This window comes from Bradyrhizobium sp. USDA 10063, from assembly GCF_054063735.1.
This window is the reverse complement of sequence record NZ_JBSSGP010000002.1, coordinates 5,315,710-5,339,494: the sequence shown is the minus strand read 5'-3', so window position 1 is coordinate 5,339,494 and position 23,785 is coordinate 5,315,710. Positions and strand designations below refer to the sequence as shown.

Genomic DNA, 23,785 nt, shown 5'->3' with positions numbered 1-23,785 from the left:
GAGAACCACGCTACCGTCGTCAGTTATGTTGAGTAGGGACGGTCGAAGCGGCTGTTAATAGCGGGGAGATCTATATCGCTCCACATCACTGCGCGCTGCACATAAGTCAAGGATGAGCAGATTGACGCGCTCGAGCGCCGCGATCAGGCGGGCGAGACGGCCTTCGCCGCGCGCCTGGGCGAGATCGGCGAACAAGCGGGGTACGCGCTTGTAGAGGACGGAAAAGCCATCGCGGCACGCTCTGTTGCCGAGCGCGCAGGCCAGCCAGGACTTGCCGGTACCGGTCAGGCCCACGACATACTGCCCATGAACAGACCGTTTGAAGTTGTTATTCGCTATCCGCATCATCCTCGCGCTGGCGAATGCGTTGTCGTCTACAGACGGCTTGTTCACGGGGGACGCCTTCACTTTGCGATCGAACAGCCGGATGGCTGCCGTGTTTTGCTGCCGGCGTGGATGACTGAGAGCAGCGCAGCGACCTTGCCAATGGTCGAAGTCCCACGGCTTTCGTTAGATTCACTGCGTGAGCTTCGCGGTCTCGTTGATGCACAGTTTGTATCGTTATGCTCCTGTCAGGACACGATTCGAACGGGTGGAGACGGTGATGGAGCAGAACTCACAACAGCAACAACTCGATTTATTGGAGCTCGCAACAAACGCAATAAAGCGGCAACAGCTCGGCCCTATAGTTCGCGCCGAGATAGTGAGTCTGCTCAAGCTGATGCTCAACGAGTGCAGCGCAGGCCGCGCAAAGGTAAACGAGGTGAACGATGAATAAGATCGCACCTCATCACCTGTCGCGCAGTGCCTATGTCTACGTCCGACAATCGACTTCCGATCAGCTTGCCAACAATCCGGAGAGTCGCCGGCGTCAATACGCGCTCGCAACGCGTGCAAGAGCCCTTGGCTGGGACAATGTAATCGTCATCGATGAAGACCTCGGGCGCTCAGGAGGTGGCACCTCGCGCCCCGGCTTTGAGCGTCTATTAGCCGCAATCTGCACCGGCGCAGCCGGTGCCGTGCTGGCCATCGAGGCTTCACGGCTAGCGCGCAACGGACGCGATTGGCACACGCTCTTGGAGTTCTGCACGTTGGTGAACAGCGTGATTATCGACGAAGACGGCGTGTACGACCACACAGCATGATGCCCCTATTCGGGAGCCATCTGATCAATTAGAGCAGATTACCGTAACCGACCCAACCCATCCACTATACGGACGGCGCTTTGATTTGGTATCGGCCGGAAGCTCGCTCCGCGGCTGCGTTCTCGTTCATTATCGCGACGGCATTTTGCTGAGAATTCGAGCTGCAGCAACCAACCTCTATGGCGAGCGGCTGTCTGTCCCGTCAAGCAAGCTTTCGCTCGAAAGCATTCGAGACTTGCTCCGGCTTTCAAGAGACGTGGTGCTGACGAGCTTGGCGAATCAGCCGACAAATGATTCTTTAAGGCACGGCTCCGAATCAAAATTGGCAAGCTCGCGTGGTTCGCTGGGAGAAGAGCCATGAGGTCGGATCTTGTGACGGGGAGCCACCTTTGTCGCAGAGCCGTAATTTACATTCGGCAGTCGACGCCTCATCAGGTGATAACCAACCAGGAGAGCCTGCGACTGCAGTATGCACTGCGACAGCGAGCCACCGATCTCGGTTGGGATGATACCAATATTGATGTCGTTGATGCCGACCTTGGATTGAGTGGATCGACAGCAGCGCATCGCGAGGGCTTCAAGGACGTTATCGCCCGCGTCACGTTGGGTGAAATCGGAATCATTCTCTCCTATGAGGTGACGCGTCTCGCGCGCAACTGCTCTGATTGGTACCCGCTACTCGATCTGTGCGGCTACCGGCAATGCCTCATTGCGGATCGCGACGGCGTCTACGATCCTGGCTCAACCAATGGGCGCCTGTTACTCGGCTTAAAGGGCACAATCTCCGAAGTGGAGTTGCACACACTGCGCGGCCGTCTGACGGCGGGGCTGCGCGCCAAGGCCGAGCGCGGCGAGTTGACGTTACTGTTACCGGCGGGTTTGGAACGTGACGCCAATGGTGTGGCATCGAAGGATCCGAGCAGGGAGGTGCAGCAGCGGATATCACTGGTTTTCACGACATTTCTGGAGGGAGGCTCCGTAGGCAAGGTAATCCGGTCATTCCGAGATCGTGCGCTCTCTATACCGCGGCGGGACCGGTTCGGCGATATTGCGTGGCGGACACCATCGGCCAGCATGATTTCCGGAATTTTGAGGAATCCGGCCTATGCTGGCGCTTTCGTCTATGGCCGCACCAAGTCCTGCCGCACGACCTATACGAGTGGTAAACTGAAGACGGCCCGCTGCCCAATGGCAGAGTGGAAGGTAGTAGTAAAGGACCGCTATCCTGCATACATCGATTGGGATGGCTTTGAGCGGATCCAGGCCATGTTGCGCGATAACCATGCCGAATACCAACGCAATCAGACGCGTGGCGTGCCCCGAGAGGGGGCCGCTATCTTGCAAGGCATCACCTGGTGCGGCCGGTGCGGCCACAAGATGTCGATACAATACAAGGGCGGGTCCCGCTACGTCTGCAATTCCCTGTTGAACCACCAAGGCAAGACGCTATGCCAGCATCTTCCCGCCGATCCAATCGACGCACAGGTGGTGGCTGCATTCTTTGCAGCGATCGCTCCCGCTGAGGTGGAGGCCTGGAGGCGTGCGCTCAATGCGCGGCAGCAGACTGACGAAGCGCTTGATCGCGCCGAAGAGCAGCAGGTTGAGCGACTGCGCTATCAGGCACTCCTGGCCGAACGACAGTATAATCGGGTCGATCCTGACAATCGCCTCATCGCCGCTGAGTTGGAGCGGCGATGGGAAAACGCGTTACGCGAACTCCGGCAGGCTGAAGAGGCGCTGACCACCCGCCGAGCCACGAAGAGCAAATCAGCCATGTTGACCCCAGAGGAGCAGAATGAGTTTCTTGCGCTTGGTCCACACTTGCCTGAGCTCTGGCGGCGGCCTGATGTGAGCCGGGCAGATAAGAAGCAGTTATTACGAACGCTGATTGACAAGGTTGTTCTCCACCGCATCACGCGCGATCGAATCGCGGTTCGGATCGTCTGGTGTGGTGGCGAGATATCCGAATTGGAAGTCGAGCCGAGGGTCCATGCACTGCATGCTCTAACTCGAGGGACTGAGATGCAAGCACGGATCCTTGAGCTGGCCCGCCAGGGCTTCGATGATGCCGAAATCGCCAACACCTTGACCCAGGAGGGGCACCGCTCACCGCGCCGAAATTATGTTCCAGTACGAACCGTTCAGATCGTGCGGCAGCGCCATCGCGTACTGCAGGACGGCGTCGCAACGCGTGCTCGTCACATTGCTGGTTGGCTGCCGGTGACCGCAATGGCAAAGCGTTTGGGAGTTTCGAGTTCTTGGATCAAGCGACGTATCCGCAGCGGCACCATTGATATCCAGCGCGATCCTTGGGACAAGCGATTCCTCTTTCCTGATACGGAAGCCAGCATTGTTGCGTTGCGAGAGCTTAAGACAGGAGCTCGAGATCACCTCGTTTTCGACCCGAGACCAAACAAATGAAGGTATCAACATGATCGATCGTACGATCCAAAAAATGTCAACGACCGTCTGTTGCTCGGAATGAAGGGGACTTTCAGTGAACTCGAATTGTCGATCTTGCGCCAGCGTTCTCAAGAGGCACTGCGCCTTAAGGCGGTGCGAGGCGACCTCCACACGAGTGTTGCGATTGGTTATGTGCGTAGCGCCGATGACCGTCTGGAGGTCGACCCAGACAAACGCGTACGCGAAGCTCTGCACCTGGCATTCCGCAAGTTCGCCGAATTCAGCAGCGTCCGCCAAGTCGCCATTTGGCTATGCGATGAAGGCCTGAAGATGCTGATTGTCGTGTATGGACCGCGCGGTCGAATGGTGGAATGGCGATTGCCTCGATACAATACAATCCATCGGCTGTTGACCAATCCGATTTACGCTGGCGCTTATGTGTTTGGTCGAACCGGATCACAGGTTCGTGTCGAAGGTGGTCGCAAATTGATCACGCGCGGAGTCCGCCGCCAGCAAGAGCAATGGGAGGTGCTGATTCGTGATCATCACGAAGGCTATATCTCCTGGGACGAATATGAGTCCAACCAGCGGACGATCAATGGGAACGCCAACATGAGGGGCGAGATGGTGAAGGGCTCGGTGCGCAACGGCGGCGGATTGCTCGTCGGGCCACTGCGCTGTGGGCACTGTGGACGCAAGCTCAAGGTACAACACAATGGCTTGCGAGGTGTTGCGCGATATCTGTGCAATGATGCCGCCGTCAATCATGGGCGGCGGATCAAGTGCATTGCGTTCGGCAATATGCGCATCGATGTTGCAGTATCAGCAGAGGTCTTATCGCTAATTGCCCCGCTTGGCCTGGAAGCTGCGTTGCAAGCGATCGCGGATCGCGAGGGTGATGGTACACAACGGCTGCGACATATCGAGCTGGCGCTTGAACAGGCGCGTTATGAAGCGGCTCGATCGCACCGACAATTTGATGCCGTCGATCCCGAGAACCGGCTTGTTGCCGGAGACCTTGAACGACGCTGGAATGACCGTCTTGCCGAGGTCGCACGCCTCGAAGAGGAGATTCGCACTGCTCGCGAGACTCTGCCAGCGGCCCTCACCGAGGCCGAGCGTGCGGATATCTTGGCCCTTGGAACGGACGTCGCGCGTTTGTGGCGCCACCCATCTGCCTCGGTTGCGACACGAAAACGGATATTGAGAACGGTGCTTGAAGAGATCATCGTCACCGTCGAGGCGGGAGTGCTGCATGTAAAATTGCACTGGAAGGGCGGCGATCACACCATGCTGGAGGTCGTGAAAAACCGCAGCGGGCAGCATCGTTGGAAGACCAGTGCAACCACCGAACATCTGATCCGCGATCTGGCGCGTTTGCTGCCGGACGGGAGCATCGCATCCATTCTCAATCGACTCGGCACACGCACGGCCAGAGGCCACACGTGGACTCAGCAGCGCGTTTGCGTATTCCGCAACGATCATAATATCGCGGTGTACCGGGAGGGCGAGCGCGCCGAGCGTGGAGAGCTGGTCCTACACGGGGCAGCAAGCCGTTTGGGTGTCAGCAAGATGACGGTGGTCCGGTTGATCAAGGATGGCGTTCTGCCGGCCAAGCAAAGTTGCGTCGGCGCGCCATATGTGATCCGGGAAATCGATCTCGATCTGCAAACGGTCCGCCACGCGGCAAAGAATGGTCGTGCAGTATCACAAGATACTCGACAACAAAGCTTCGATTATCAATGACATAGGGAGATGTGCATCATGTCACCAGCCCGGGCGGACCGAGCAGCAGCACGTTCTCGCCGTTGGCGATCCAACGTGACGCGGCCAGGTCGCGGATCTGCTTCGGATCGATCGACGGCTGCGCCTCGAAGTCGAAGCCCGCAAGCTCCTTCACGGCCGGGAAGTGTGCGAGTTTTAGTGCCATTTCGATGCGGCGATGATCCTAGCGCGCAATCTCGCGCTCGCACAGCAGGATCAGTGTCTCACGTGCCGACAGGTTCGCGCGCGCCGCCTCGTCGAGCAGGTTGTCGAGCTGGTCGCGGATACCGGAGAGCTGCAATCGCGCCAGCATGGCGTCCAGCGGATCGGTGGGGGCTTCGGTTGTTCTCTTTGTGCGCGCCATCAGAAGCTCCCTCCGATCGCTGCTTCGTATTCAGTAAGAGGACGCAACAACGAGGGTAGTGGAGAAGGCGCCGGCACTCTTGGTGTCGCGCTTGCCGGTCGGCAGACCGCGCCATTGCGGCCGGCAATCCCGTCGAGGTGGGCGGAATCGACGATCCGCACCCGGCGCCCCTCCAATTGCTTGTGGACCGCAACCTCGCGCATGCCATGGCGGATGCGCACCTCGCCGGCAGCGACCGTCACCGCCACGCGCTCGCCGATCAGCCGCCACGGCACCGAATAGCTGTTCGTGTCGATCTCGACGGCGCAATCGTTGCCGACGACGCGGGCCAGTTCGCGCAACGATCCGAACGACGGCTGCCCGCTAAGCGGCTTCAACCGATGTGCCTCCTCACGCGCGAAGCGGACGATCGGCGCCTCGCCGGTAGTGCCGTGGATACGCACGTTCGCCACCTCACGCTCCCACTCGGCGAGATGCGCCTCGAATGCGTCCCAGCTCGCGAAGGAATGCCCCGCGATCGCGTTCTTCTTCACGTAGCCGACGCCATTCTCCGTCTTGCCCTTCGTGCGCGCCCGATACGGCGCGCAGGCGCGAGGACGGAAGCCCCAATGCTTCGCGAACGCGATGAGCTTGTCGTTAAACTGGACCGACCGGCTCACCGCGTCGTGGCGCACCACCAGCGCGCGTGGATTGTCCATCAGCACTTCCTCCGGCACGCCGCCGAAGTCGTAAATGCGCTCTCGAGCCCGGCGAACCAGTGCTCTTGCTTCTCGGCCCGGAACGCACGCACATGCAGCCGCCGCGAATGCCCAAGCGTCGCCACGAACACGAATGCTTTGATCTTCGCCCCGCCGATCTCGACCAGACGCTCCCCGAGGTCGATCTGCAGCTGTCGGCCCGGTGGCGTCTCGAAGCGCGTCGTTGCCAGCGCCTCGGCCTTCAGCGCCTGGCGATACGGCTGCACGGCGCGTTGCAGCGTTCGCCGGCTGACCGCCACGTCTTTCTCGGCCAACAGGTCCTGGCGCACTACATCCGCATTGCCGCGGTGCCGGATGAACCGCTCGCGCAGCCAACCTTCAAGGCCATCGAGCCGCTTCGGGGGCTCAGGTGACTTGAACGGCTTCACCCCGCCCCGCCGCCACGTAGTCCTTCACCGTGTGATGGCTGCAGCTCAGCTGCCGCGCAATCCGCTTCAGACCCCACCCGCACGCCCTCAGGCGCAACATCTCCGCCACGTCATCCGGCGTCTTCATCACCTGCCCCCGTGGATCAATCCACGACGAGCCATCCGTGATTCGTTCCTCTTTCATTCGCTCTCTCCTCGGCTACTCAATGGCGAGTGTGTGTTGAGGCCCTCAAGTATCTTCGACCCGTGGCTGAACGATCTCGACCACGATTGCTGCGCAAAATCCAATTGGCACTTCAGCGCTTCCGAAAGAGTTGTGCAGTCGGCAAGATCCTTGAGATAAGTGGCCTGGTCCTGCAGACACGAAGCCGAAAATCTCAAGGCTTCCTTTGATGTCCATACGAATAGCTTGCTTGGCATCTCCCTGAGTGATCCGAGCCATTCGGGAATCGAGAACCAGGCCTTCGAAGGAGCTTCCGTTTCAATCATAGAGCTACTCCTCACGATCGAATCTGATTTCCGCATGACGCAGCGAATGCTCCTAAGTGAGCGGGTGCGATCGGAGTGGCACCCGTCCCAACATGCCATTTCGTGCCGGCCCGTGCCGGTCGGGTTCAGAGAGTAGAAGAGGCGGCCCCGGCGCAGAGTAGATGCGCTCGGTACACGCGCTGGGTCCGCCCCTACATCACCGGTTGCTTCGTGATGCCCCTTGCACTAAGCGAGCGGCGTGCCGCACTGAAATTGCGGCGCTTCTGCAAGCGCTTGATACAAGTATCGTCGAGACGCTTGAACCGTGCGTCGCGTCACGTGCACGAATTGTCTCAAGGCTGACGATCGGCGCTGTGTCATATCCGACAAGGTCGGTTGTGAGTTCGGTGGCCTACACAAGCCCGGCAATCGTTGGCTCGGGGCATCGCGCGGCGCGGCGCCGTACCGCTGGTTGATTTGGATCAAAGCGGCATGTGCCGTTCTTGAGGTAATCTTCAATAGCGGAAATCACATTTCAAGTGGCGGCCGTCGCGCGCTTCTTTCACCATCAAGCGCTAAATTTCTCAGTATGGCACGGAATGCCGGAAGGCTTCGATGCTGTCCCCAGTCCTGATTGCCCTCACACTATCGTTGTCATCGTAGTGATGGTTTACTCGTGGGCACGAAGTTGACAGAGCAGCGTAATGGCCAAGCCCGTGGGGTGACATCGGTTACCTCTTCCTTTTCGCACCCCAGTCATCTTCATTTCGCGACTATTGCGATTAAAGGCCTTCCTGAGGATGTGCGATCCGTGTGTGCACATCGAACGATAGCGCTCGCGCCCGACTCATCCGCGACACTCATCTACACCACCGACGCCATCCCGTCATCGGTTCCCGTAGCGCGGCGCTCGGGGGCATATGAAAAAGTTAGTAGGAATCCGCTATATATCCGTCGACAAAAGGAGATCCCTTCATCTGCAATGGCTTGCATTTGAAAATAGCGCGGATTGAAGTCTGAATGACACCTCCGTGTGTCTAGGTCCATCCTTGTCAATGCGGTCTCCGCAACCCCTGTAATTTAAGGGGTCTGAGTGGCTGCCGCGTCGGCAGCCTTGCTCGGCCTGCCGGTCTTGCTCTCTCGCCTGCTGGAGCGCATCGCGGCGCTCCTTCCTTGCTTAGGGGCTTGGGCTGAGGCGAGACGAGGGTACGTCGCACTTTATTGCGGACGACCTCACTGACGACGCAAGGGTCCGCCCCGTTTTAGAGGGGCCGATCAACGGATTTCATGCAATCCTCGACGAGGTGAATGGCATCTTCAACCTATTGCTCGCTGAGCAGTTGCACTCTTTCCACGACAAGCGGGTCGCTTCCTGTATAACTTGCTGAAATGCTCTCTCGAACGCCACCGAGTAATTCTTCTGGCGAAATACGGGCGTTTCCGGTCAACAGTCGAGCACATATGCCGATAAGCAGGGCGTGGACCGTCTCGGTAGCTTGGAGTCTTGCCTTCAGATCACTGATTTCACTTTCTACGTCCATCACGAAGCCCTCCGTTAGAGTTCACCTCTAGAACCCTACCCCCCAAGGGGCGGGTACATCCGCCGCTCCCCTTGGGGGCGATGACGGGGCGAAGATCGCCCCACCAAATCTGAAGATCGCCCGACCAAATCTAATGTGCCGCGCTCAATTCGCGACTCTCTTCCGTGCCGTCAGTTGCAACGTGATGCGGCCGAAGCCATCCGGGACAACTCGCTCGACCCGCCAGACAAGGACCATCCCAGTTGACGCGTGAGCTTGTAGCCCTTCCTGACGCTGGCCACAACCGCCGCATCGAACCGTGCCGACGGGAACGATGCGTTCCAGTTGTGGGCGTTGTCGTCCTGCAGCGCGCCGCGTGCGTGCGGCGTCCTCGATGTAGTCGGCCCCTGCCAGATGACGGTGACCCCGATCAACGAGCCCGCGCGAAATGTCGTCATCGGATTGCGTTTTGCGCCGACTATCGGGAAACCGCCCATGAGCTTCCCCCGCGGGCAGCCTGAAATGCGCGCGAGATGGCCGCCGACGCTCTCCTTCCCAATGCCGACACATGACCGCCACGCGAGGAACAAAGCCCAGCCGCGAATTCAGCGCAAACATGACGGAGGCTGGCAGCTTAATTGATATTTGAGATCTGGAGCGCCAATGTCGAGTGCGGATGGGAATAAGCCGATCGGAAAATCCAGCCAGCGCAACAGGAACACAGAACGGCAGGGCAAGAAGGCCGGGTGGAGCAAGGAAGCCGGCGCACAACGAGTCCCCGAGCCGGCGCCTGTGGCGGACCAATTGCCCCAAGAACAAATCAATGAACCTGCGCAGATAAGCGAGAAGATTAAGTTCAACGAGCCGGTCAGCACGCCGGCCGCATCGATTGAAAGCGCTCCGATTGCGGCTTCCGCGACCGATACCGTCCCCGTGGTTTCGGCCGAGCCCGTCGCCGTCAGCATTGCAACGATCGCCGATGCCTATAGCGACTACACCAGGAAATCGCTGAAACAAACCGTGTCCTTCCTGGAGAAGCTTGCGGCCGTCCGCTCGCTTGACAAGGTGTTTGAGCTGCAGACGGAATTCGCGAAGGAGGCTTTCGAGACTTTCGTCGCCGACTCGCTGAAAATTCGCAAACTCCACGGCGAATTGACCAGGCAGAGAGTAGTGGGTTTCGAAGGGTTAGTCGCCAGGATTACCCAACCACAACCGGAACCGCGCGCCACACGCCACTAATTGAACGATTGTGCCGGGATTAGAGGTAGGAGCGGAGCGTAGAGGCTGTCGGGCTGATTACAAGGAAGAGCGAGAGGTCCTCTTAAGGCGTTCCTTTGGGTGATCGTCACTCGTGAAGGTGTGTCGTTTCGGCATTTTGCCCCATTCTTGCGGTACGCCAGAATCAACAGCTCGCACCATGTACAGCGTTTCCGGCACCAACTTGACGCGATCCGGCATCTAACACCAGGCACGTCAACTGGCGTCCACAACCATTGTAAAAGCAGCGTGTTTGAGCGCGCGATAGTGCTGGCCCGAATTCGTGGAGCTCGGCGATCTTGGCCAGTCGTTCGTTAAGACGCCCCGGTGCGGCGAATGCCGGAGACTCACCAGGGCATCATAAAACTTTCATTTGAATCGACTGGCTGGTTTTGGCTTAATGGAGCTGTTGCCGCCAACGGATTCCCCACAGGGGGCGCGGGTGTCCTCTGCAGCAAGTCGGCGGCTCCGAATGCGCTTGCTCGCGCATATATCTGGCCGTGGCGTTGGCAATGCCCCACGACAGCTGGCTGCGCCAGTGAACCGAGGATGTCGGGAGTCGCGCCCCGGCCGGTCAGAAAATATCCGCCAATCTTCTTTGAAGAGCAAACAAGCCAAGCGCCTCAAGAACATATCGCCCAAGCCCAGTCGCTAATCTTGCTGGCCATCGTTGCGCTGGCGATCCTCGCGGTAGTCCCCCAAGAAATCGCCATAGGATACGCAGTCTACATTCGCGGCTAAAACGGGCGGGCCGATCCTAGATGAACGGGCCGATCGCCACGCCCCGGATTCAAGGACGCTCTTCGCCCCAAGTGCTTGCGACACCGCCATGATTTTGATCATGGAAAACGCCGCGCCCAAATGCCATCAGAGCGTTGTGGATGCAGGCGAAAGCGCAGCCTGGGCCGCGGTGGACATAGACACACCTCTCACCCGGTTGTTCCGGCGCCCGATCGGATCGCGATGGAGCCTCGTAACGCTTGTTTCTGGGAGTTATCTGCAATGTCGACGCTCACTCCGCATGGCGCGTGTCTCCTGTGGAAGCTGGAATTGATCTGGTTGAACGCCGTTTCCGATGCCATGCTCGCCGGCGCCTTCTTTACGACCGCGTTCGTCCTCGGGTTCTTCGTGTGGCGGCGGCGCGACATTATGTTCCGTAGCGTATTCTGGGCCTTCGCCCTCTTCGCCGGCGTCTGCGGAGTGACCCGCCTGCTGTCGATCGTCACTTTGTGGGTCCCGGCTTACCACATTGAGGGCCTTACCAAGGGCTTGCTGGCGCTGATCTCGGTCGGGATCACGGCAGCTCTGCTGCTGCTGCTGCCGCGGATCCTGGTGCTGCCGTCACGCATGCAACTTCAGCAAGCCTATGCGGCACTTGAGGAGGAAATCAGACAACGGCGCACCGCCGAAGCCATGGTCAAACGCTTTCAGGAGATCGAGGCCAACGAGGCCCAGGTCCGGCAAGCGCAGAAGATGGAAGCCGTCGGCCAACTCACCGGTGGCGTCGCGCACGACTTCAACAACATTCTGACCGTGATCACCGGAACCATCGAAATCCTCGCCGACGCGGTCAAGGATCGCCCGCATCTGGTTCAAATCACCCAGATGATAAGCGCCGCTGCATCTAGGGGCGCCGACCTGACCCAGCATTTGCTGGCCTTTGCCCGTCAGCAGCCGTTGCAGCCGCGCAGCACTGATATTAACGCGCTGGTCATCGAGTCGGCGCGGTTGCTACGACCGACCCTCGGCGAACAGATCGAAATCGATTCGATGCTGGTGCACGATTGCGCGCCGGCTCTGATCGATCCCAGTCAGCTCTCGACCGCGCTCCTGAACCTCGCCCTGAATGCGCGGGATGCCATGCCGAATGGCGGCAAGCTGACTCTCGAAACCAAGAATGTCGTGCTCGACGAGAACTACGCCCGCATGAACAGCGAGGTTAAGCCGGGCAACTACGTCATGATCGCGGTGAGCGACACCGGGAAGGGAATCCCGGACAACCTGCTCGATAAGGTGTTTGAACCGTTCTTCACCACCAAGGACGTGGGAAAAGGATCCGGGCTTGGTCTCAGCATGGTCTACGGCTTCGTCAAACAGTCGAACGGACATATCAAGATCTATAGCGAACAGGGCCACGGCACCACCGTGAAGCTTTACCTGCCGCAAGCCGCGGGTATTGTGGACGCGCCGGCGACCGAAACTACCATCTCCGTGGGCGGACACGGTGATGAAACCATCCTGATCGTCGAGGACGACGCGCTGGTCCGTGAATATGTGGTGACGCAGATCAGCCGTTTCGGGTACCACACGTTGGCCGCCAGCAATGCCGCCGAAGGGCTGGCGATCATCGATGGCGCTGAACGCATCGATCTGCTGTTCACCGACGTAATCATCCCCGGAGGCATGAACGGCAGCCAGCTCGCGACCGAGGCGCTGAAGCGACGCCCAGGGCTCAAAGTGCTTTATACGTCAGGTTATACCGAGAACGCCATCGTGCATCATGGCCGGCTCGAGCCAGGGGTGCTGTTGCTGCCGAAGCCCTACCTCAGCTCCGATCTCGCGCGGATGATCCGAGTCGCGCTGACCTCGTGAATTCGCCGCGATGGGCGAGCTCGGGCTTCGAGACGATTTCGGGTGATTTCATTGGCCAGCGGCTCGGATAGTGGCGATGTTGCTCGGCCTGCTGTTCTTCCTGGGGCCAGCCGCTGCGGCAATCGACTTCGCGGTCACCTTCTCGCCGGCCGCGATCTTCGCCTCAAACTCTCGGCGCCCTGACTCCTGCAGGTACGGGCTCGCCAGCGCCACGAGAACATGCCAGTTGCGTACCCGCCCGGTGACGTCCGGCCGGTCGCCGTATCGCCGAGCAACGCGCTGCACCTCGCCGACAAACAGGGAATCATGGATGTCGAATTGCTTGCGAACGAGGTTGCCGAAACGCTTGTTATTCGGTGTGGCATCGCGCAGTGCCGCAAGCTGACGGCCAAGCTCGACTTTTGCTTCGATGGCATCAGTCCGTCGTTTCGCTATCGCCGCCTTTGCCGCCTCCCGCTCTTCTCGGCGCTGGGCGTGGGTCTTAGGTGGGGGAAAATCGATTGCAAAGACGTCGGCAAGTTCTCGGTAGAGCAGCGTGGCGACCCCGTGCCGTTGCTGAACTGCGCCGCGGTTCGCCTTAGCCTGGCGCTGAATGGCGCCAAGGTCGATGGTGTCGAATATCTCGTACCACCGCAATCCGCTATCGGCCCATTGCGGGTGCGCCACCATGATGTCCGAAATGGCGTAAAGCGCAAATGCATCGATGCGCGCGCGAGTGCGGTTCTCGGTTTCGGTGATAGTCCTAACGACCTGCGCGAGATGGCCCGCGCCGCGGCGATCGAGGATTTCCTGCAGTGTCGAGGCCGCCGTGGTCTGGCCGGGACCGGGATGTTTCTGAACGGGGACAATCTCGATTTCCAGGTCGGAACAAATCTGCGCAAGCGTCACGATTGATCACCTCGACTCGAATACTGGGAAATGATGCAGCCCCGGTGCGTGTTCATCCGACGTCACCGGGCCGCGTGACAGGGCGAAGACCGCCCCACCAAACTTCAGTCGATTTCCGCGCGAAGCTTAACAGCTTTGTGGCGCCCATCCGGCAGCTTGTATCTCTCGTATCGCAGTCGCATCCCGCGCTCTGGCGCGAGTCCTGATTTTGCGAACGCGCTGCCATGGACAAAAACGTCCGAGCCGCCGAGATCCGGCCGGATGATACCAAAGCCTCGGCTCTCGTTGTAGAATTTAAGGGTGCCGCCGTTCACTTCAATTCATTCTCGCCGAGTCCGATCGTTTGGCAATAACTTCGATGCCATCGACGATCCGCTTGAGCGCAGCCTCGACGCGCTGCTCATCGTCTGAGCCTTCGTCGCCGGACCGCATCGACTGACGCAGGCATCCAATGAACTGGTTCAGCGCCGCGTCGTCGAGGTGCTGTAGGCCGAGGCCCCAAAGCACCATCGTGGCTTGCTCGATCGTCACGAGGCGCAGCGTCAGCTCGTCGATGGTTGCCAGCAGTTTGTCCACACCTTCGGTTGTCATTTCAGTGGCTCCCGCCAGATGGATGTGATGGCGTCGGCGGAGCCGCAGCGTCGGGGCTGGACTTACCGTTGCTGCCGGGGCCGTTGCCGCTTGAAATAAAACCGTTGACGCGAGCGACCGCATCCTTCGCAGCCATCCACGATGGAAAGCAACGTACTGGACGTCGTCACCTCGTTCTTAACCGAAACCTCGCCCGTGACGCTGCCGTTGACGCTCACCGATTGAGCGCCGCCGCTGCCCTCAACTCCAGTGCGATAGGTCATCGTTGGCGTGATCCCTGGTGATGCCGTCGGCTTAGGCATCGTGTGAGGCAGCATTCCCCAGCGAGGGCCGGATGGAGTCACCCCCGGAAGCGGGACGTCGCCCCAGCCAGATGACTGATTCACAGGGGGCGTGCGAGTCCACGGCGGCAGGCCAGCGATCGCGCGCTTTTTTTCGTAGTCCTCTCTGAGGATCTGCTTGACGGGGTCCTCATACGCGGGCGAGTTGAGGTGATCTTCCAAATCCTTCTTGGTCTTTTCGGGCCATTCGCCGTTCTTCATGAAGTATGACAGGTCGTTCAAGCCGTCTGAGTAAGCGTTTATGCTTGCGATCATCTTCTGCGACGCCCCGGTCGTCTCATTGAACTGGGTCGCGGCATTATTGAACGCTGCTGCCAAGGCAGCCTGCGCAGAATCCAAATCCCTAGTGTGTTGCGTCTCCGCACCCTCGAGGCCCTTGGCGTTGCGCATTTGCTCGCGCTTACGCCGCCTCTAGTCGTAGTTCGCGCCGTAGTAATCCATGGCATCTGCGGCGCGAGGGTTCGACTGCGCTTTCTGCGCGTCGGCGGCCATTGCCGCGCGACCTTCCTCGGTCGTCGGGTCAATCCCACGCTCGCGGAGTCTATCGCGGTAGTACTTATCGGTCCACGCGGCCTGATTTTCGCGGAACAGCTTCTCGTCTATCAACTTGCCGTTCTTGTCGCGAAGGCCGATTTGTTGCTGGTACTTCCGGGCGGCCGCCGTGAGCTTGCCCATACCGCCATTGCCGAGCATCGCGGAGTAGTAGGCCGCCATGGCTGTGTCCGCCCTGTCGCCGCCCTTTTCCGCGATCATGCCGGGCGCTTCCTGGAACCTGAACTCGAGCGACGCGCCCTTGATCGCCGACCGGCCGGTCGAAACAGCATTTCGATATTCTTGCGGGTTGACGTCCACGGCCCCCTCAACATGAGCGCCGCGCGCCTGGTAATCCATGAACGTGCGAAGCTCGCCGGGGTCCGTGATGTTGAACGCGTCGGCCGTCTGCATCGCCCGGTGCACCTGATGGCCCGTCTGATCTTTCCAAAAGGGCCGACCAACTGTCGCCAGCGCGGCGATTGGCCCCGCTGCATCAAGGCCGGTCTGCGTGTTGCCTGTCTGCAAAACGGCGTCGCGGATGTATCCACGCAAGTCGGTCTTAGAGATCGTTGGATAGGCCCGAGACTGCCAATCAGCCTCTGCGTCGATTCGAGCGCTTTGTTCCTTCGTTAGACCCCGCCTGATATTGACGCTCGGTCTCTGACGATGAGTCCTTCGCCCTATCGTAAGCGTACCGCGTGCCTCGGTAGACCGCATACCCACCGCCGAGCCACCGCCAGGCACCAATGAGCGCGGCGCCGGCTCCGCTCGATCACCACGTCGCGAATTTCTTTTCCGCCTCATGTGCTGACTCGGTGGCAGCCTTGACCTCTCGCTAAAGCGAGACCGTCCGGTCCTTAAAATCATTCATGGCGCGGATGTAGTGGCCCGCTCGCATCTGGCCGAATGCGCCGCCCTTCAGTTGCGCGTCAAAAGCCTGCATTTCCTTGCGGACCTTCTGCAGGTTCTTTTCGCCGATCTCGAGCCTCTTCAGTTCCGCGAACATGTCGCCGGTGAACTTCGGCGCCTTGATGTGCTCGAGAGCCTTCGCGTTCTTCTCCTGGCCCTTAAATTTCGCGGCGATCTTGTCGAACGTGCTGCCTGTGGCGTCACGCGCGCTAATCCGGGCTTCGGCTTCTATGATGCGGCTCAATGTAGTTCCTCTGTTCGTGCTGTGAACGGACCCTCCAATCCGTCCGGGTTAATGGTTAGGTGGCGGCGCGCAGGCAACTCAAACCGAAAACTGCGCGCCGCCTGTGCGCCGGGAGTCTGTGGTTCGCCGGCGGTGTTCTGGGGGCGGCGCGCGGAGGTGAAAGGAATGAAGCCCGCCGCGCGCCGCAGACGTTCGGTCACGCTTGGCCGCAACCGAACGACGATCTATTTCGATGATTGAGTTCGCCGACCACCTCATCCCACGAGGCGGCCGCTGTCTGCCGTTTGCTGCTCATGAAAGATTGCGCTCCAGGTCCACGCTGCCGGAACTCGATGCAGGCAGGGCACTGGTCGATCGGTACGCCGTAATCGTGCTCAGGCATCACGCGGCCTCTGCGGCGGCTGGCTGGGCCGGAGCACCATCCACAGGAAGTAACTCGATCAACTCGCGCCGCTGCGCTGGCTCAACTGCCCGACCGCGATCAAACAGCATGCCCGGACCATCGAAGCGCGGCAGGCGCAGGGCATCCGTCAGCGGATTGAAGTATTCGCGCTCGTCGGCCTCGAGATAGGTGAGTTGCCGGAACCGCTTGCGGACCACGTGCGTCGGGTGGTTGCTCACATGATTGCCCGGGATGGCCGGTATCCGACCGTGGAAGTAATCCCGCTCGACCACAGCGTCCTGGTCGCTGACCAGTTCGCCGGTGGCCTCGAACGTCCACAGGTCGACGATGCTCTCTTCAAGGTCTTCACGCGGTGCCGGATCGCGATAGCGCGCCAGCTGGTCGGCCGAGAACAGGGGCGCGACGTCGTCTGATGCTTCGCGATTGAACCGCTCGACGGCCGCGGCGTTGGCCCTTGCTTCCTCGGCCAGCCGCACGAGAACCGCTGCCGCCGCTGCGCCGTCCTTGGCGATTCGGCTCGCGAGCGCTGCAGACTGCCGCTCTAGTTCAGCCCGGCGTGACGCCAAGGCGGCTTTTACGGTCTCTGCCTGCTCTTGCTGCAGGTCGACCTCGAGCGTCGCGACGAGTTGCCCAAGACGCTCGCACTCGAGCGAGGCTTCCTCAAACGGCAATCGCCACATCGCGTATGTCTTAGAGCTACGGATGGCATCGGCCTTCTGTGCGTCCAGGGCCGCCACCATCTCATTTGCCACGGCCAGATCGGCTCGGGCATTGGCGAGCAACTTCTCGGTCTTCGTCACTTCAAACTTCCCTTTCACGGATCGGATTGTGTTCGTCATAATTTAATGCGAGTTGGGCGTCCGGCGCCACTGACACCGCGAACTTCGTGGACACCGCGAACGAGGCTTCGCCGCGCTCGACACGAGCCGCGAACGCGTCGAACTTGTCAGCGTCAACGTGCCAAACACCGCCCGTGAATTTCAATGCCCATTCGGGATGATCGCTGCAGACTCGCCGAACCGTATGCGGTTCGAACGGAAATCGCCTAAATGCTCGCGCGGCCAGCTCCCACCGAGGTGTTGCTGTCGGCCGCTTTCTCGCGACGGCTGGCGCTGAGATAGCTGGTGTCGTCGACGAGGTGCTGGCGCGCGTCTGCTTCAGCGCGACTAGGGCCTCGATCGCGCGCCGGTGGACCGCTATCGCCGCGTCGATCTCCGCGTCGCTCACCGCACGCCTCCCGTGCTCGGCCGATCGCGGTGGCGACATCCCGCGCAAGCTCGAGGTTGCCATCGTCGACTTCCTGTAGGCGAAGAGCGAGGCAATCCAGGTATGTCAGTTCGACGTCCCGGTGCCGATGGCACCAACTGCCGAAGCGCCGCTCAGCCGCGATCGATACATGAACCGCCATGACCGCCTTGATCACGTCCTCGACAGTTCCTCCGGCCCGCATTGCCTTGTCGATCAACTCCCAAGCGGCGTCGGAAGCGGCATTGCAGATGGTGCGGCCGTTAATCTTCATCATCAACGGCCCCGTTGTGGTCGACGAGCGGCCGGCCGGACTTCGCTGCATCCGCCATCGCATCGAGCCGCGCCTTGCAACGCGCAACCGCTCGATTGATGTTGTTCTGAATTGCCTCCCGGAGCGGAATATCCCTCGTCGAGGCGGCGGCGACGCTGTGCAATTCGCTGCAGAACACGCTGATGATCGGCGCAAGGCCTTCGTTGATCTCGGAGATCTTGACGGTTTCGTTTTCCTCGCGCGCGATGCGGCGCTCGATCAACTTCGCCTTCGCCGTCCGGTAACGCTCTGCCGCCGGATCGTTCTGCTTCTTGAGGGTGCCGATATAGGCCGGTATGCACCGGTAGGGATCGAGCAGGCCGTCCTCCGTAACCGGAAACGTGCCCTGCGACACCAACTGCGAGCAGCGCTGTTGCGTGATGGCGAGCAGCGAACCCAACTCGCCCTGTGACATTGGTCTGGCGGCCTTCGCCTTGGTGGCCCTAGTGTTCTGTCTCGCAAATCAGTTTAAATAAATGTGGTTGCTGCAGGCAAGCGGGGAGCTGAGGGATGGCGCGGCCAGTCAAGATGATCACTGCGAGTGAGGAGGTGCGGGCGGAATTGCAGCGCAGGACCAAGGCGTCGACAAGTGCGCATCGTGACCGCTTCCGAGCGAACATCATCCTGCTGCGTCTGGAAGGACTGAAGATCGAGAGTGTCGCCGAGCGGTTGAAGACATCGATGCCCACGGTGTCGACATGGTCCGCGCGCTTCGAGACACACGGCCTCGACGGTCTCAATGACAAGGTCGGTCGCGGGCGCAAGCCGTCGATACCACAGAAGAAAATCGAACGTGTTGTTGCCGAAGTCACGCGTCCGCCGAAGAGCCGCAAGCGCTGGAGCGTGCGCAGCATGGGCCGCCACGCCGGTATATCGCACAGCACCGTGCAGCGTATCTGGTCGAAGAACGGTTTGAAGCCGCATGTCGTGAAGACGTTCAAGCTCTCGAACGATCCAAAATTCGAAGAAAAGTTCTGGGACGTGATCGGGCTCTATCTCGATCCACCGGCCAAGGCTCTGGTGTTATGTTGCGACGAGAAAAGCCAATGCCAGGCTCTGGAGCGTACTCAGCTCGGTCTGCCGCTTGCGCCGAAACGCCCCCGCACGATGACCCACGACTACATCCGGCACGGCACGATCACATTGTTTGCCGCACTCGATGCGATGAAAGGCAAGCTGATCACGCGTACCGAGGAGCGCCACACCCATGTCGAATGGCTGAGATTCCTGAAGCAGATCGACCGCGAAACGCCCAAGGAACTCGACGTCCATCTGATCCAGGACAACTATGCCACTCATAAGCACCCGAAGGTCAAGGCGTGGCTTGAACGTCATCCGCGCTTCAAGTCCCACTTCACGCCGACATCTTCGTCGTGGATGAACCTCGTCGAACGCTTCTTTGCTGATTTGACCGCGGACGTGATCCGCTCCGGGAGCTTCGCCTCGATCGGCGAACTCGTCCGTGACATCGAAGCCTATCTCTCCGATCGCAATGCCGCCCCAAGACCCTACACCTGGAAGGCCGAAGGCACCGCGATCCTTGAAAAAATCAACCGCGCCCGTGCCGCACTCGTCAAAGTCGAGGCAGCATGAGTTATTACAGGGCATTTGAGAGTCGGGACACTAGCCTTCGGGGCCTTGGCGGTCTGCTTTCTAGTCATGGTTCCATGGTTCCTATGTGAGGGCTGCCTTTACCCAGTCATGGACAGGGGAGCGCGGCCGTTTATTGGTCGGGCGCCTGTTGCGATTCTGCTCAGACGCAGTGGCCCAGCGGACGTTACCCGGCTCATAGTCGCCATCATTGCCTTGATCACCACATAGGCGGGGCTGGTGATCAGGTCATGTGCCTTCAGCAGCCGATAGACCGACGCCTCGGAGACAAAATACTTCCGTTCGTCGGTGAACCGCACGGCCAGTTCGCGCGGCGACAGCTCCGGAAGCTCCAGCGCTAAATCAATGATCTGGCCCCGCACATCGTCGGAGATGCGATTCCAGACCCGGTCAGGTCGCGACCGATGATCGGCCAGCGCTTCAATGCCGCCCTCACGGTAGCGATCATACCACCTATAAAACGTGGCGCGTGGGATCCCGAGCTTGTCCAGCGTGCGCTTGGCCGGCAGATGCGACTGCTCGACCAACTGGATGATCTCGGCCTTCTCGGACGCAGGATATCTCATGCCTCGTCCTCCCATCCCCGTTCATGCTTTTTTTGAGCAGCCGGTTCTCAAGGGCGAGGTCGGCCACAACTTCCTTCAACGCGGCCGTCTCACGACGCAGATCCTTTACCTCGCCGGAGGTTGCCGCACGCGCCGTATCGCCCGCCAGGCGGCGATCCCCTCCCGGCGACACAACTCGGAGATGTTCTCCTCGTCCCGCAGTCCTTCCAGCACGATGCGGATCTTCTCTTCTGCCGAGTACTGCCGGCGCGTCTGACGCGGGATGGTCGGCTGCAGGGCATAGAGACAATCGTCGAGCGGCAGCAGCGTATGCCGCCGGGAAGCGACGATGATCGCCTCCTCCTCGATGGAAAGGACTGTCGAATTGGCTTCCTTGGGGCCTGTCGAACGATCGGCGACGGTCTCGCGCTGCTTCCAACTTCGCGACAGTCTTCTGATTGATCCCGTAGCGCTTGGCGAGTGCTCTCAGGCTCTCTTGACTATTTTGTATTGCTCGACGGACTGCCTCCGTCGTGGTGGCGCAGCCGTGTAAAACTTGTCCCATAGCGCATCCTTCGAATCGTGCGACAAGAATGCACCATCAAAACCTGGGACTAAACACCTAGAGCCGGTTCGCGCGTCTCAACAATTACCCGGAAGCCAGCATAGGTGTTGGGCACGCGCGCCGCGAGAAACCCCTGCAGAGGGTCAATCCAAATCCGGATGAAATCGCCCGAAGGATCGCGGTCGACCCACGCGTTCACGGCCCCTGCTGGAGCTTCCATTTCGCTCAGTAGCTTCTTAGCTGCACTTATTGCGTTGGTGCTCATAGGTTGTGCCCCGCAATCAGAGACACTCCCAGCTTTTGTAGTATTGGCAAGATCGGTAAAGCTAGCGTTACCTTTCCGCCCGGAGCTGAACCGTCATGCTTCCCTCCAACAACGATTCCGACGGCGAATCGTTGCCCGTTAACGACAGTTGTGATCAGGGAACCTGAGTCGCCATTATCAGAGAACAACGCGCCCTGACCAACGATCATCCAAAGGGGCTCGAAGAATACTAGTCCGGTAAAGCCATAAATAACAGCTTCAAATTTGATCGGGGATGGGCCGATGATTTGCCCGAGTACTCGCCCCCGCGTGTGTCCCGTGGTCCGGCCGACTTTCTCTACTTCGATGCCATCGAAAAAAGGTAGTACACTGACCGGTGTATCGTAACTGTCGCCCTGAAACGAGGAAACATTAGCCTCATCGCCGATCCGAAAAATGGCCGCGTCAAGATTATCCGCGGCTGAGATATTGTCGGCTGATCCAGGTATGATCGGGAGCGACCGTGAGTGAAATCCGACAGTGAACGGTGGCAGGTTGTTCGGAGCAACATCACACACTCCGGGTGCTATGATTGGTAGCCCCACCGCGGCGAAATTGCACGCTCCAGAGACGTGGTTGTTGGTAAGCCCGTAAAGGATCTCTGTCTGATCTCTGACAAGAGCCCCAAGCGTTCCAGCGTCTCGGCAATTGCCGACTGAAATTGAACTACCGCACGTATACCGTGCGCGACCGCCTGCGCTTCGCACAACATAAGCCGGCCCTGCGAACGGTAGCCCCATATCACCACCGATTGGATCTTGCGCTCCTTGTCGATAACAAATTTTGACGTTGTCCAGGGTCGCAGGCAGCGAACCAATCATCCGCTTACTCGGGGCAGCCCTCTTAGTTAAGATAGTGATCTCGTCACGGCCGTTAGCAAAGACAATGGCTTCAATCTCCTTGGACCTTAGCGCTTGCCGCCCAGCATCAGAGACTGGCTGTATGAGCGCCATTTCAGCCGGAGTCGAGTTGATCGTGATCGTGGCATTGTCGGGCATAAGGCCCTCTGCCACCGCCCAGTCGCGAAAAATTCGAGCTGCTTCGCTCGCCAACATTTGCTCCTCCCGGAATACCACTCAACCCCACCTGTTCAGCCTAGAGCACCGGTGCCATCGACCATTGCGGCGCCAGCTCTTCGATCTGCTTGGCCGAGCGGTCCACTCGAGCCTCGACGTCGATCACGGCGTGAACGTAATCCTGCAGGACGATTTGGCTCGCCGGGTGATCGAAGCGCACCGTGGTCAGCCAGCGCCGGTAAGCCAGGGTCCAACCGTTCTTGCCGGCGTCGATCCGTCCATGCCGCAGCAGGAATCCCTGCAGATGCTGGCGCGCCTTGCCGAGCACGCGCACTACCGTGGCGCGGGCTCTCACCAGGTCGCGCGTGGCCTCATGCGCCGGATCGGGGACCGCACCGCCGTGAGCTCGCCGGCCCGATCGGATTTAGCCAGCATCGCCGCGTCGCGGCAGTCCGTCTTGACCCTCACCACCACGCATCCCTTCGGCAACCGCAACCGAAATCGTCGCCTTATGGACATCCAGTCCCACGAAAATGCTATCGTTCATCAGGCCCGCTCCCATGCTTGAGGCTCGGCGCCGGTCCACCCAGCGCAACCCTCGATAGATAGGAGCTTGCCGTGGGGCGAGCCGCCCGTCAGCTCACCAGTACTCGGACATTTGCGGCTCCTGGACGTTAAGAGGACGACGGCGGCTGAAGCCAGCCGCCGCCTGATGCGTTAGGATACTGTGATAAGGTTTTCGAGACCGATTGCCGCGGTCCGAGCCGTGAGGGCTCCTCCGTAGGTCGCCTCGACAGCTCCGGTTACATCCTCAATGTCGATGACGTCCCCGGTCTGGTAATTGCCGAAGATCACCCAATAGTTGGGATGCGGAGTAAAGACGGCAGTCATGTTCGGAGCGGCCTGGACCACGAAGGTGCCCGAACCAGCCATGCCGACGCCGACGGATGTGCGGTTGGGCACGACATTCGACAGTTGTCGGATGGTCAGTGAGCCCACAGCGCCGTTGACGCTGGGATTGATGAAAGTCGTCGCGCCGGCACTGTCCTGGGTAAGCTGAATGAGATTTTGGCCGTTCGGATCGGCCGGCTTTACCTGCGTTGCCGAGAAGTTGACGCCTGGTTGCAGCACTCCAGTCTCCGACCAGACGAAGCTGTAGTCGAGACTCCAGGTAAAGGTCACACGGCTACCTGGAGCGGTTGGACGGGCAAACCAGGCGAGCGAAAATACGTTGCCAGGGATCGTCGTGGGCGGCGCTTTCTGGAATACGGCGAAGCTACCGTGAAGCTGTGAATTGTTCACGCAGGTCAGAGAGTATGACGTCATTGATCTTGTCCTTCATTTCTAAGGATCGCGCCCGGGATTATTGGTGGCCGGCACTGGTTCCGGGGCTTAAACGGCGCCGACCCTTGCTCACTCAAAACGAGGAGTAAGAAGCGAGGGAAACTAAGCACTTAGGAAGCGCGACGCGTTCGCGACGGTCAGGTTGAAAGTTATCTCTTGCAGGCGGCGTCGCGCCGACTGGAATGTTGGACTGGTGGTCTATCGCTCTAACCGACATCGAAGAATTTCCTTTCGGCTGCGGTGTCTTGGCACTGCTCATCTGCGGTCCTAAGCACGCATGTGACGGTACCGAT

24 protein-coding genes and 5 pseudogenes are annotated in these 23,785 nt (G+C 59.8%); 7 read left to right on the top strand and 22 right to left on the bottom strand.

All coding sequences use genetic code 11. The annotated features are described in order from the left end of the window. Nucleotides 1–105: 105 nt before the first annotated feature. Nucleotides 106–345: pseudogene (locus ACVJGD_RS27400) on the bottom strand (ATP-binding protein); the annotation flags it as partial. A gap of 259 nt (nucleotides 346–604) precedes the next feature. Here ACVJGD_RS27400 and ACVJGD_RS27395 point away from each other — a divergent pair. The 4 genes from ACVJGD_RS27395 (at nucleotide 605) to ACVJGD_RS27380 (ending at nucleotide 5,294) form a co-directional block, all read left to right on the top strand. Continuing rightward, nucleotides 605–778 (top strand): hypothetical protein, encoded by a 174-nt coding sequence (locus ACVJGD_RS27395; RefSeq protein ID WP_456637160.1) that lies wholly within the window; start codon nucleotides 605–607, stop codon nucleotides 776–778. Continuing rightward, complete coding sequence (locus ACVJGD_RS27390) at nucleotides 771–1,145, top strand: recombinase family protein (RefSeq protein WP_456637159.1); 375 nt, start codon at nucleotides 771–773, stop codon at nucleotides 1,143–1,145. Before ACVJGD_RS27395 ends, ACVJGD_RS27390 begins: the two co-directional genes overlap by 8 nt. 357 nt (nucleotides 1,146–1,502) lie before the next feature. Next, nucleotides 1,503–3,566: a recombinase family protein gene (locus ACVJGD_RS27385; RefSeq protein WP_456637158.1), complete on the top strand. Its 2,064-nt coding sequence runs from the start codon at nucleotides 1,503–1,505 to the stop codon at nucleotides 3,564–3,566. Nucleotides 3,567–3,626: 60 nt separating this feature from the next. Next, nucleotides 3,627–5,294 (top strand): recombinase family protein, encoded by a 1,668-nt coding sequence (locus ACVJGD_RS27380; protein ID WP_456637157.1) that lies wholly within the window; start codon nucleotides 3,627–3,629, stop codon nucleotides 5,292–5,294. A gap of 25 nt (nucleotides 5,295–5,319) precedes the next feature. Here ACVJGD_RS27380 and ACVJGD_RS27375 read toward each other — a convergent pair. The 5 genes and pseudogenes from ACVJGD_RS27375 to ACVJGD_RS27355 form a co-directional block, all read right to left on the bottom strand. After that, nucleotides 5,320–5,676: pseudogene (locus ACVJGD_RS27375) on the bottom strand (ATP-binding protein); the annotation flags it as partial. After that, nucleotides 5,676–6,986 (bottom strand): annotated as a pseudogene (gene istA / locus ACVJGD_RS27370) (IS21 family transposase). The pseudogenes istA and ACVJGD_RS27375, both read right to left, overlap by 1 nt. Further along, entirely contained in the window at nucleotides 6,983–7,222 is a 240-nt protein-coding gene (locus ACVJGD_RS27365; protein WP_456640391.1) for a phasin family protein, read from the bottom strand. The pseudogene istA and the gene ACVJGD_RS27365 overlap by 4 nt, the downstream one beginning before the upstream one ends. A gap of 1,370 nt (nucleotides 7,223–8,592) precedes the next feature. Beyond that, nucleotides 8,593–8,814 (bottom strand): hypothetical protein, encoded by a 222-nt coding sequence (locus ACVJGD_RS27360; protein WP_456637156.1) that lies wholly within the window; start codon nucleotides 8,812–8,814, stop codon nucleotides 8,593–8,595. Nucleotides 8,815–8,981: 167 nt separating this feature from the next. After that, entirely contained in the window at nucleotides 8,982–9,287 is a 306-nt protein-coding gene (locus ACVJGD_RS27355) for a hypothetical protein (RefSeq protein ID WP_456637155.1), read from the bottom strand. A gap of 166 nt (nucleotides 9,288–9,453) precedes the next feature. On the opposite strand from ACVJGD_RS27355, the gene ACVJGD_RS27350 reads away from it, so the two are divergent. Both ACVJGD_RS27350 and ACVJGD_RS27345 read left to right on the top strand, forming a co-directional pair. Continuing rightward, a complete protein-coding gene (locus tag ACVJGD_RS27350) occupies nucleotides 9,454–10,029 on the top strand; it encodes a phasin family protein (protein ID WP_456637154.1) in 576 nt (191 codons plus the stop codon). Between the two features lie 1,020 nt (nucleotides 10,030–11,049). Further along, entirely contained in the window at nucleotides 11,050–12,639 is a 1,590-nt protein-coding gene (locus tag ACVJGD_RS27345) for an ATP-binding protein (RefSeq protein ID WP_456637153.1), read from the top strand. A 48-nt stretch (nucleotides 12,640–12,687) separates the two neighbouring features. Here ACVJGD_RS27345 and ACVJGD_RS27340 read toward each other — a convergent pair whose 3' ends face one another. From ACVJGD_RS27340 to ACVJGD_RS27295, 10 genes are all read right to left on the bottom strand, one after another. Beyond that, nucleotides 12,688–13,527: a hypothetical protein gene (locus ACVJGD_RS27340; protein ID WP_456637152.1), complete on the bottom strand. Its 840-nt coding sequence runs from the start codon at nucleotides 13,525–13,527 to the stop codon at nucleotides 12,688–12,690. A 104-nt stretch (nucleotides 13,528–13,631) separates the two neighbouring features. Next, nucleotides 13,632–13,841: a cold-shock protein gene (locus tag ACVJGD_RS27335; protein ID WP_456637151.1), complete on the bottom strand. Its 210-nt coding sequence runs from the start codon at nucleotides 13,839–13,841 to the stop codon at nucleotides 13,632–13,634. 1 nt (nucleotide 13,842) lies between these two features. Continuing rightward, nucleotides 13,843–14,118: a hypothetical protein gene (locus tag ACVJGD_RS27330; RefSeq protein ID WP_456637150.1), complete on the bottom strand. Its 276-nt coding sequence runs from the start codon at nucleotides 14,116–14,118 to the stop codon at nucleotides 13,843–13,845. 62 nt (nucleotides 14,119–14,180) lie between these two features. Then, on the bottom strand, nucleotides 14,181–14,849 hold the full coding sequence (locus ACVJGD_RS27325) for a hypothetical protein (protein ID WP_456637149.1): 669 nt from the start codon (nucleotides 14,847–14,849) through the stop codon (nucleotides 14,181–14,183). A 21-nt stretch (nucleotides 14,850–14,870) separates the two neighbouring features. Continuing rightward, nucleotides 14,871–15,545 (bottom strand): hypothetical protein, encoded by a 675-nt coding sequence (locus ACVJGD_RS27320; RefSeq protein ID WP_456637148.1) that lies wholly within the window; start codon nucleotides 15,543–15,545, stop codon nucleotides 14,871–14,873. 283 nt (nucleotides 15,546–15,828) lie between these two features. After that, the gene (locus ACVJGD_RS27315) at nucleotides 15,829–16,146 is read right to left on the bottom strand and encodes a hypothetical protein (protein WP_456637147.1); all 318 of its coding nucleotides are present in this window, start codon (nucleotides 16,144–16,146) and stop codon (nucleotides 15,829–15,831) included. A gap of 381 nt (nucleotides 16,147–16,527) precedes the next feature. Further along, nucleotides 16,528–17,349 carry a hypothetical protein gene (locus ACVJGD_RS27310; protein ID WP_456637146.1) on the bottom strand — a complete coding sequence of 274 codons (822 nt, stop codon included), beginning with the start codon at nucleotides 17,347–17,349 and terminating at the stop codon, nucleotides 16,528–16,530. A gap of 1 nt (nucleotide 17,350) precedes the next feature. Continuing rightward, on the bottom strand, nucleotides 17,351–17,533 hold the full coding sequence (locus ACVJGD_RS27305) for a hypothetical protein (RefSeq protein ID WP_456637145.1): 183 nt from the start codon (nucleotides 17,531–17,533) through the stop codon (nucleotides 17,351–17,353). Nucleotides 17,534–17,594: 61 nt separating this feature from the next. Next, on the bottom strand, nucleotides 17,595–18,071 hold the full coding sequence (locus ACVJGD_RS27300; RefSeq protein ID WP_456637144.1) for a hypothetical protein: 477 nt from the start codon (nucleotides 18,069–18,071) through the stop codon (nucleotides 17,595–17,597). Further along, complete coding sequence (locus ACVJGD_RS27295) at nucleotides 18,058–18,522, bottom strand: hypothetical protein (protein WP_456637143.1); 465 nt, start codon at nucleotides 18,520–18,522, stop codon at nucleotides 18,058–18,060. The genes ACVJGD_RS27300 and ACVJGD_RS27295 overlap by 14 nt, the downstream gene beginning before the upstream one ends. Nucleotides 18,523–18,617: 95 nt before the next feature. Between ACVJGD_RS27295 and ACVJGD_RS27290 the strand changes: the two genes are divergently transcribed. Next, the gene (locus ACVJGD_RS27290; protein ID WP_456637142.1) at nucleotides 18,618–19,700 is read left to right on the top strand and encodes an IS630 family transposase; all 1,083 of its coding nucleotides are present in this window, start codon (nucleotides 18,618–18,620) and stop codon (nucleotides 19,698–19,700) included. A 167-nt stretch (nucleotides 19,701–19,867) separates the two neighbouring features. Here the strand turns inward: ACVJGD_RS27290 and ACVJGD_RS27285 are convergent. From ACVJGD_RS27285 to ACVJGD_RS27260, 6 genes and pseudogenes are all read right to left on the bottom strand, one after another. Beyond that, a pseudogene (locus ACVJGD_RS27285) lies at nucleotides 19,868–20,548 on the bottom strand (helix-turn-helix domain-containing protein); the annotation flags it as partial. Further along, nucleotides 20,531–20,828, bottom strand: a pseudogene (locus ACVJGD_RS27280) (helix-turn-helix domain-containing protein); the annotation flags it as partial. The pseudogenes ACVJGD_RS27285 and ACVJGD_RS27280, both read right to left, overlap by 18 nt. 49 nt (nucleotides 20,829–20,877) lie before the next feature. Beyond that, the gene (locus ACVJGD_RS27275; RefSeq protein ID WP_456637141.1) at nucleotides 20,878–21,093 is read right to left on the bottom strand and encodes a hypothetical protein; all 216 of its coding nucleotides are present in this window, start codon (nucleotides 21,091–21,093) and stop codon (nucleotides 20,878–20,880) included. After that, the gene (locus tag ACVJGD_RS27270) at nucleotides 21,090–22,187 is read right to left on the bottom strand and encodes a hypothetical protein (protein ID WP_456637140.1); all 1,098 of its coding nucleotides are present in this window, start codon (nucleotides 22,185–22,187) and stop codon (nucleotides 21,090–21,092) included. Before ACVJGD_RS27270 ends, ACVJGD_RS27275 begins: the two co-directional genes overlap by 4 nt. Before the next feature lie 40 nt (nucleotides 22,188–22,227). Continuing rightward, a complete protein-coding gene (locus ACVJGD_RS27265; protein ID WP_456637139.1) occupies nucleotides 22,228–22,503 on the bottom strand; it encodes a hypothetical protein in 276 nt (91 codons plus the stop codon). Nucleotides 22,504–22,865: 362 nt separating this feature from the next. Beyond that, nucleotides 22,866–23,474 (bottom strand): protein rhiA, encoded by a 609-nt coding sequence (locus ACVJGD_RS27260; protein ID WP_456637138.1) that lies wholly within the window; start codon nucleotides 23,472–23,474, stop codon nucleotides 22,866–22,868. Nucleotides 23,475–23,785 lie beyond the last annotated feature (311 nt).

Coding starts and splice junctions, on each gene's coding strand:
- ACVJGD_RS27395 (WP_456637160.1), top strand. CDS start 605: ATGGAGCAGAACTCACAACAGCAACAACTCGATTTATTGGAGCTCGCA.
- ACVJGD_RS27290 (WP_456637142.1), top strand. CDS start 18,618: ATGGCGCGGCCAGTCAAGATGATCACTGCGAGTGAGGAGGTGCGGGCG.
- ACVJGD_RS27295 (WP_456637143.1), bottom strand. CDS start 18,522: ATGTCACAGGGCGAGTTGGGTTCGCTGCTCGCCATCACGCAACAGCGC.
- ACVJGD_RS27270 (WP_456637140.1), bottom strand. CDS start 22,187: ATGTTGGCGAGCGAAGCAGCTCGAATTTTTCGCGACTGGGCGGTGGCA.
- ACVJGD_RS27330 (WP_456637150.1), bottom strand. CDS start 14,118: ATGACAACCGAAGGTGTGGACAAACTGCTGGCAACCATCGACGAGCTG.
- ACVJGD_RS27275 (WP_456637141.1), bottom strand. CDS start 21,093: ATGAGCACCAACGCAATAAGTGCAGCTAAGAAGCTACTGAGCGAAATG.
- ACVJGD_RS27260 (WP_456637138.1), bottom strand. CDS start 23,474: ATGACGTCATACTCTCTGACCTGCGTGAACAATTCACAGCTTCACGGT.
- ACVJGD_RS27350 (WP_456637154.1), top strand. CDS start 9,454: ATGTCGAGTGCGGATGGGAATAAGCCGATCGGAAAATCCAGCCAGCGC.
- ACVJGD_RS27380 (WP_456637157.1), top strand. CDS start 3,627: ATGAAGGGGACTTTCAGTGAACTCGAATTGTCGATCTTGCGCCAGCGT.
- ACVJGD_RS27365 (WP_456640391.1), bottom strand. CDS start 7,222: ATGCCAAGCAAGCTATTCGTATGGACATCAAAGGAAGCCTTGAGATTT.
- ACVJGD_RS27355 (WP_456637155.1), bottom strand. CDS start 9,287: ATGGGCGGTTTCCCGATAGTCGGCGCAAAACGCAATCCGATGACGACA.
- ACVJGD_RS27300 (WP_456637144.1), bottom strand. CDS start 18,071: ATGATGAAGATTAACGGCCGCACCATCTGCAATGCCGCTTCCGACGCC.
- ACVJGD_RS27385 (WP_456637158.1), top strand. CDS start 1,503: ATGAGGTCGGATCTTGTGACGGGGAGCCACCTTTGTCGCAGAGCCGTA.
- ACVJGD_RS27390 (WP_456637159.1), top strand. CDS start 771: ATGAATAAGATCGCACCTCATCACCTGTCGCGCAGTGCCTATGTCTAC.
- ACVJGD_RS27345 (WP_456637153.1), top strand. CDS start 11,050: ATGTCGACGCTCACTCCGCATGGCGCGTGTCTCCTGTGGAAGCTGGAA.
- ACVJGD_RS27325 (WP_456637149.1), bottom strand. CDS start 14,849: ATGCGCAACGCCAAGGGCCTCGAGGGTGCGGAGACGCAACACACTAGG.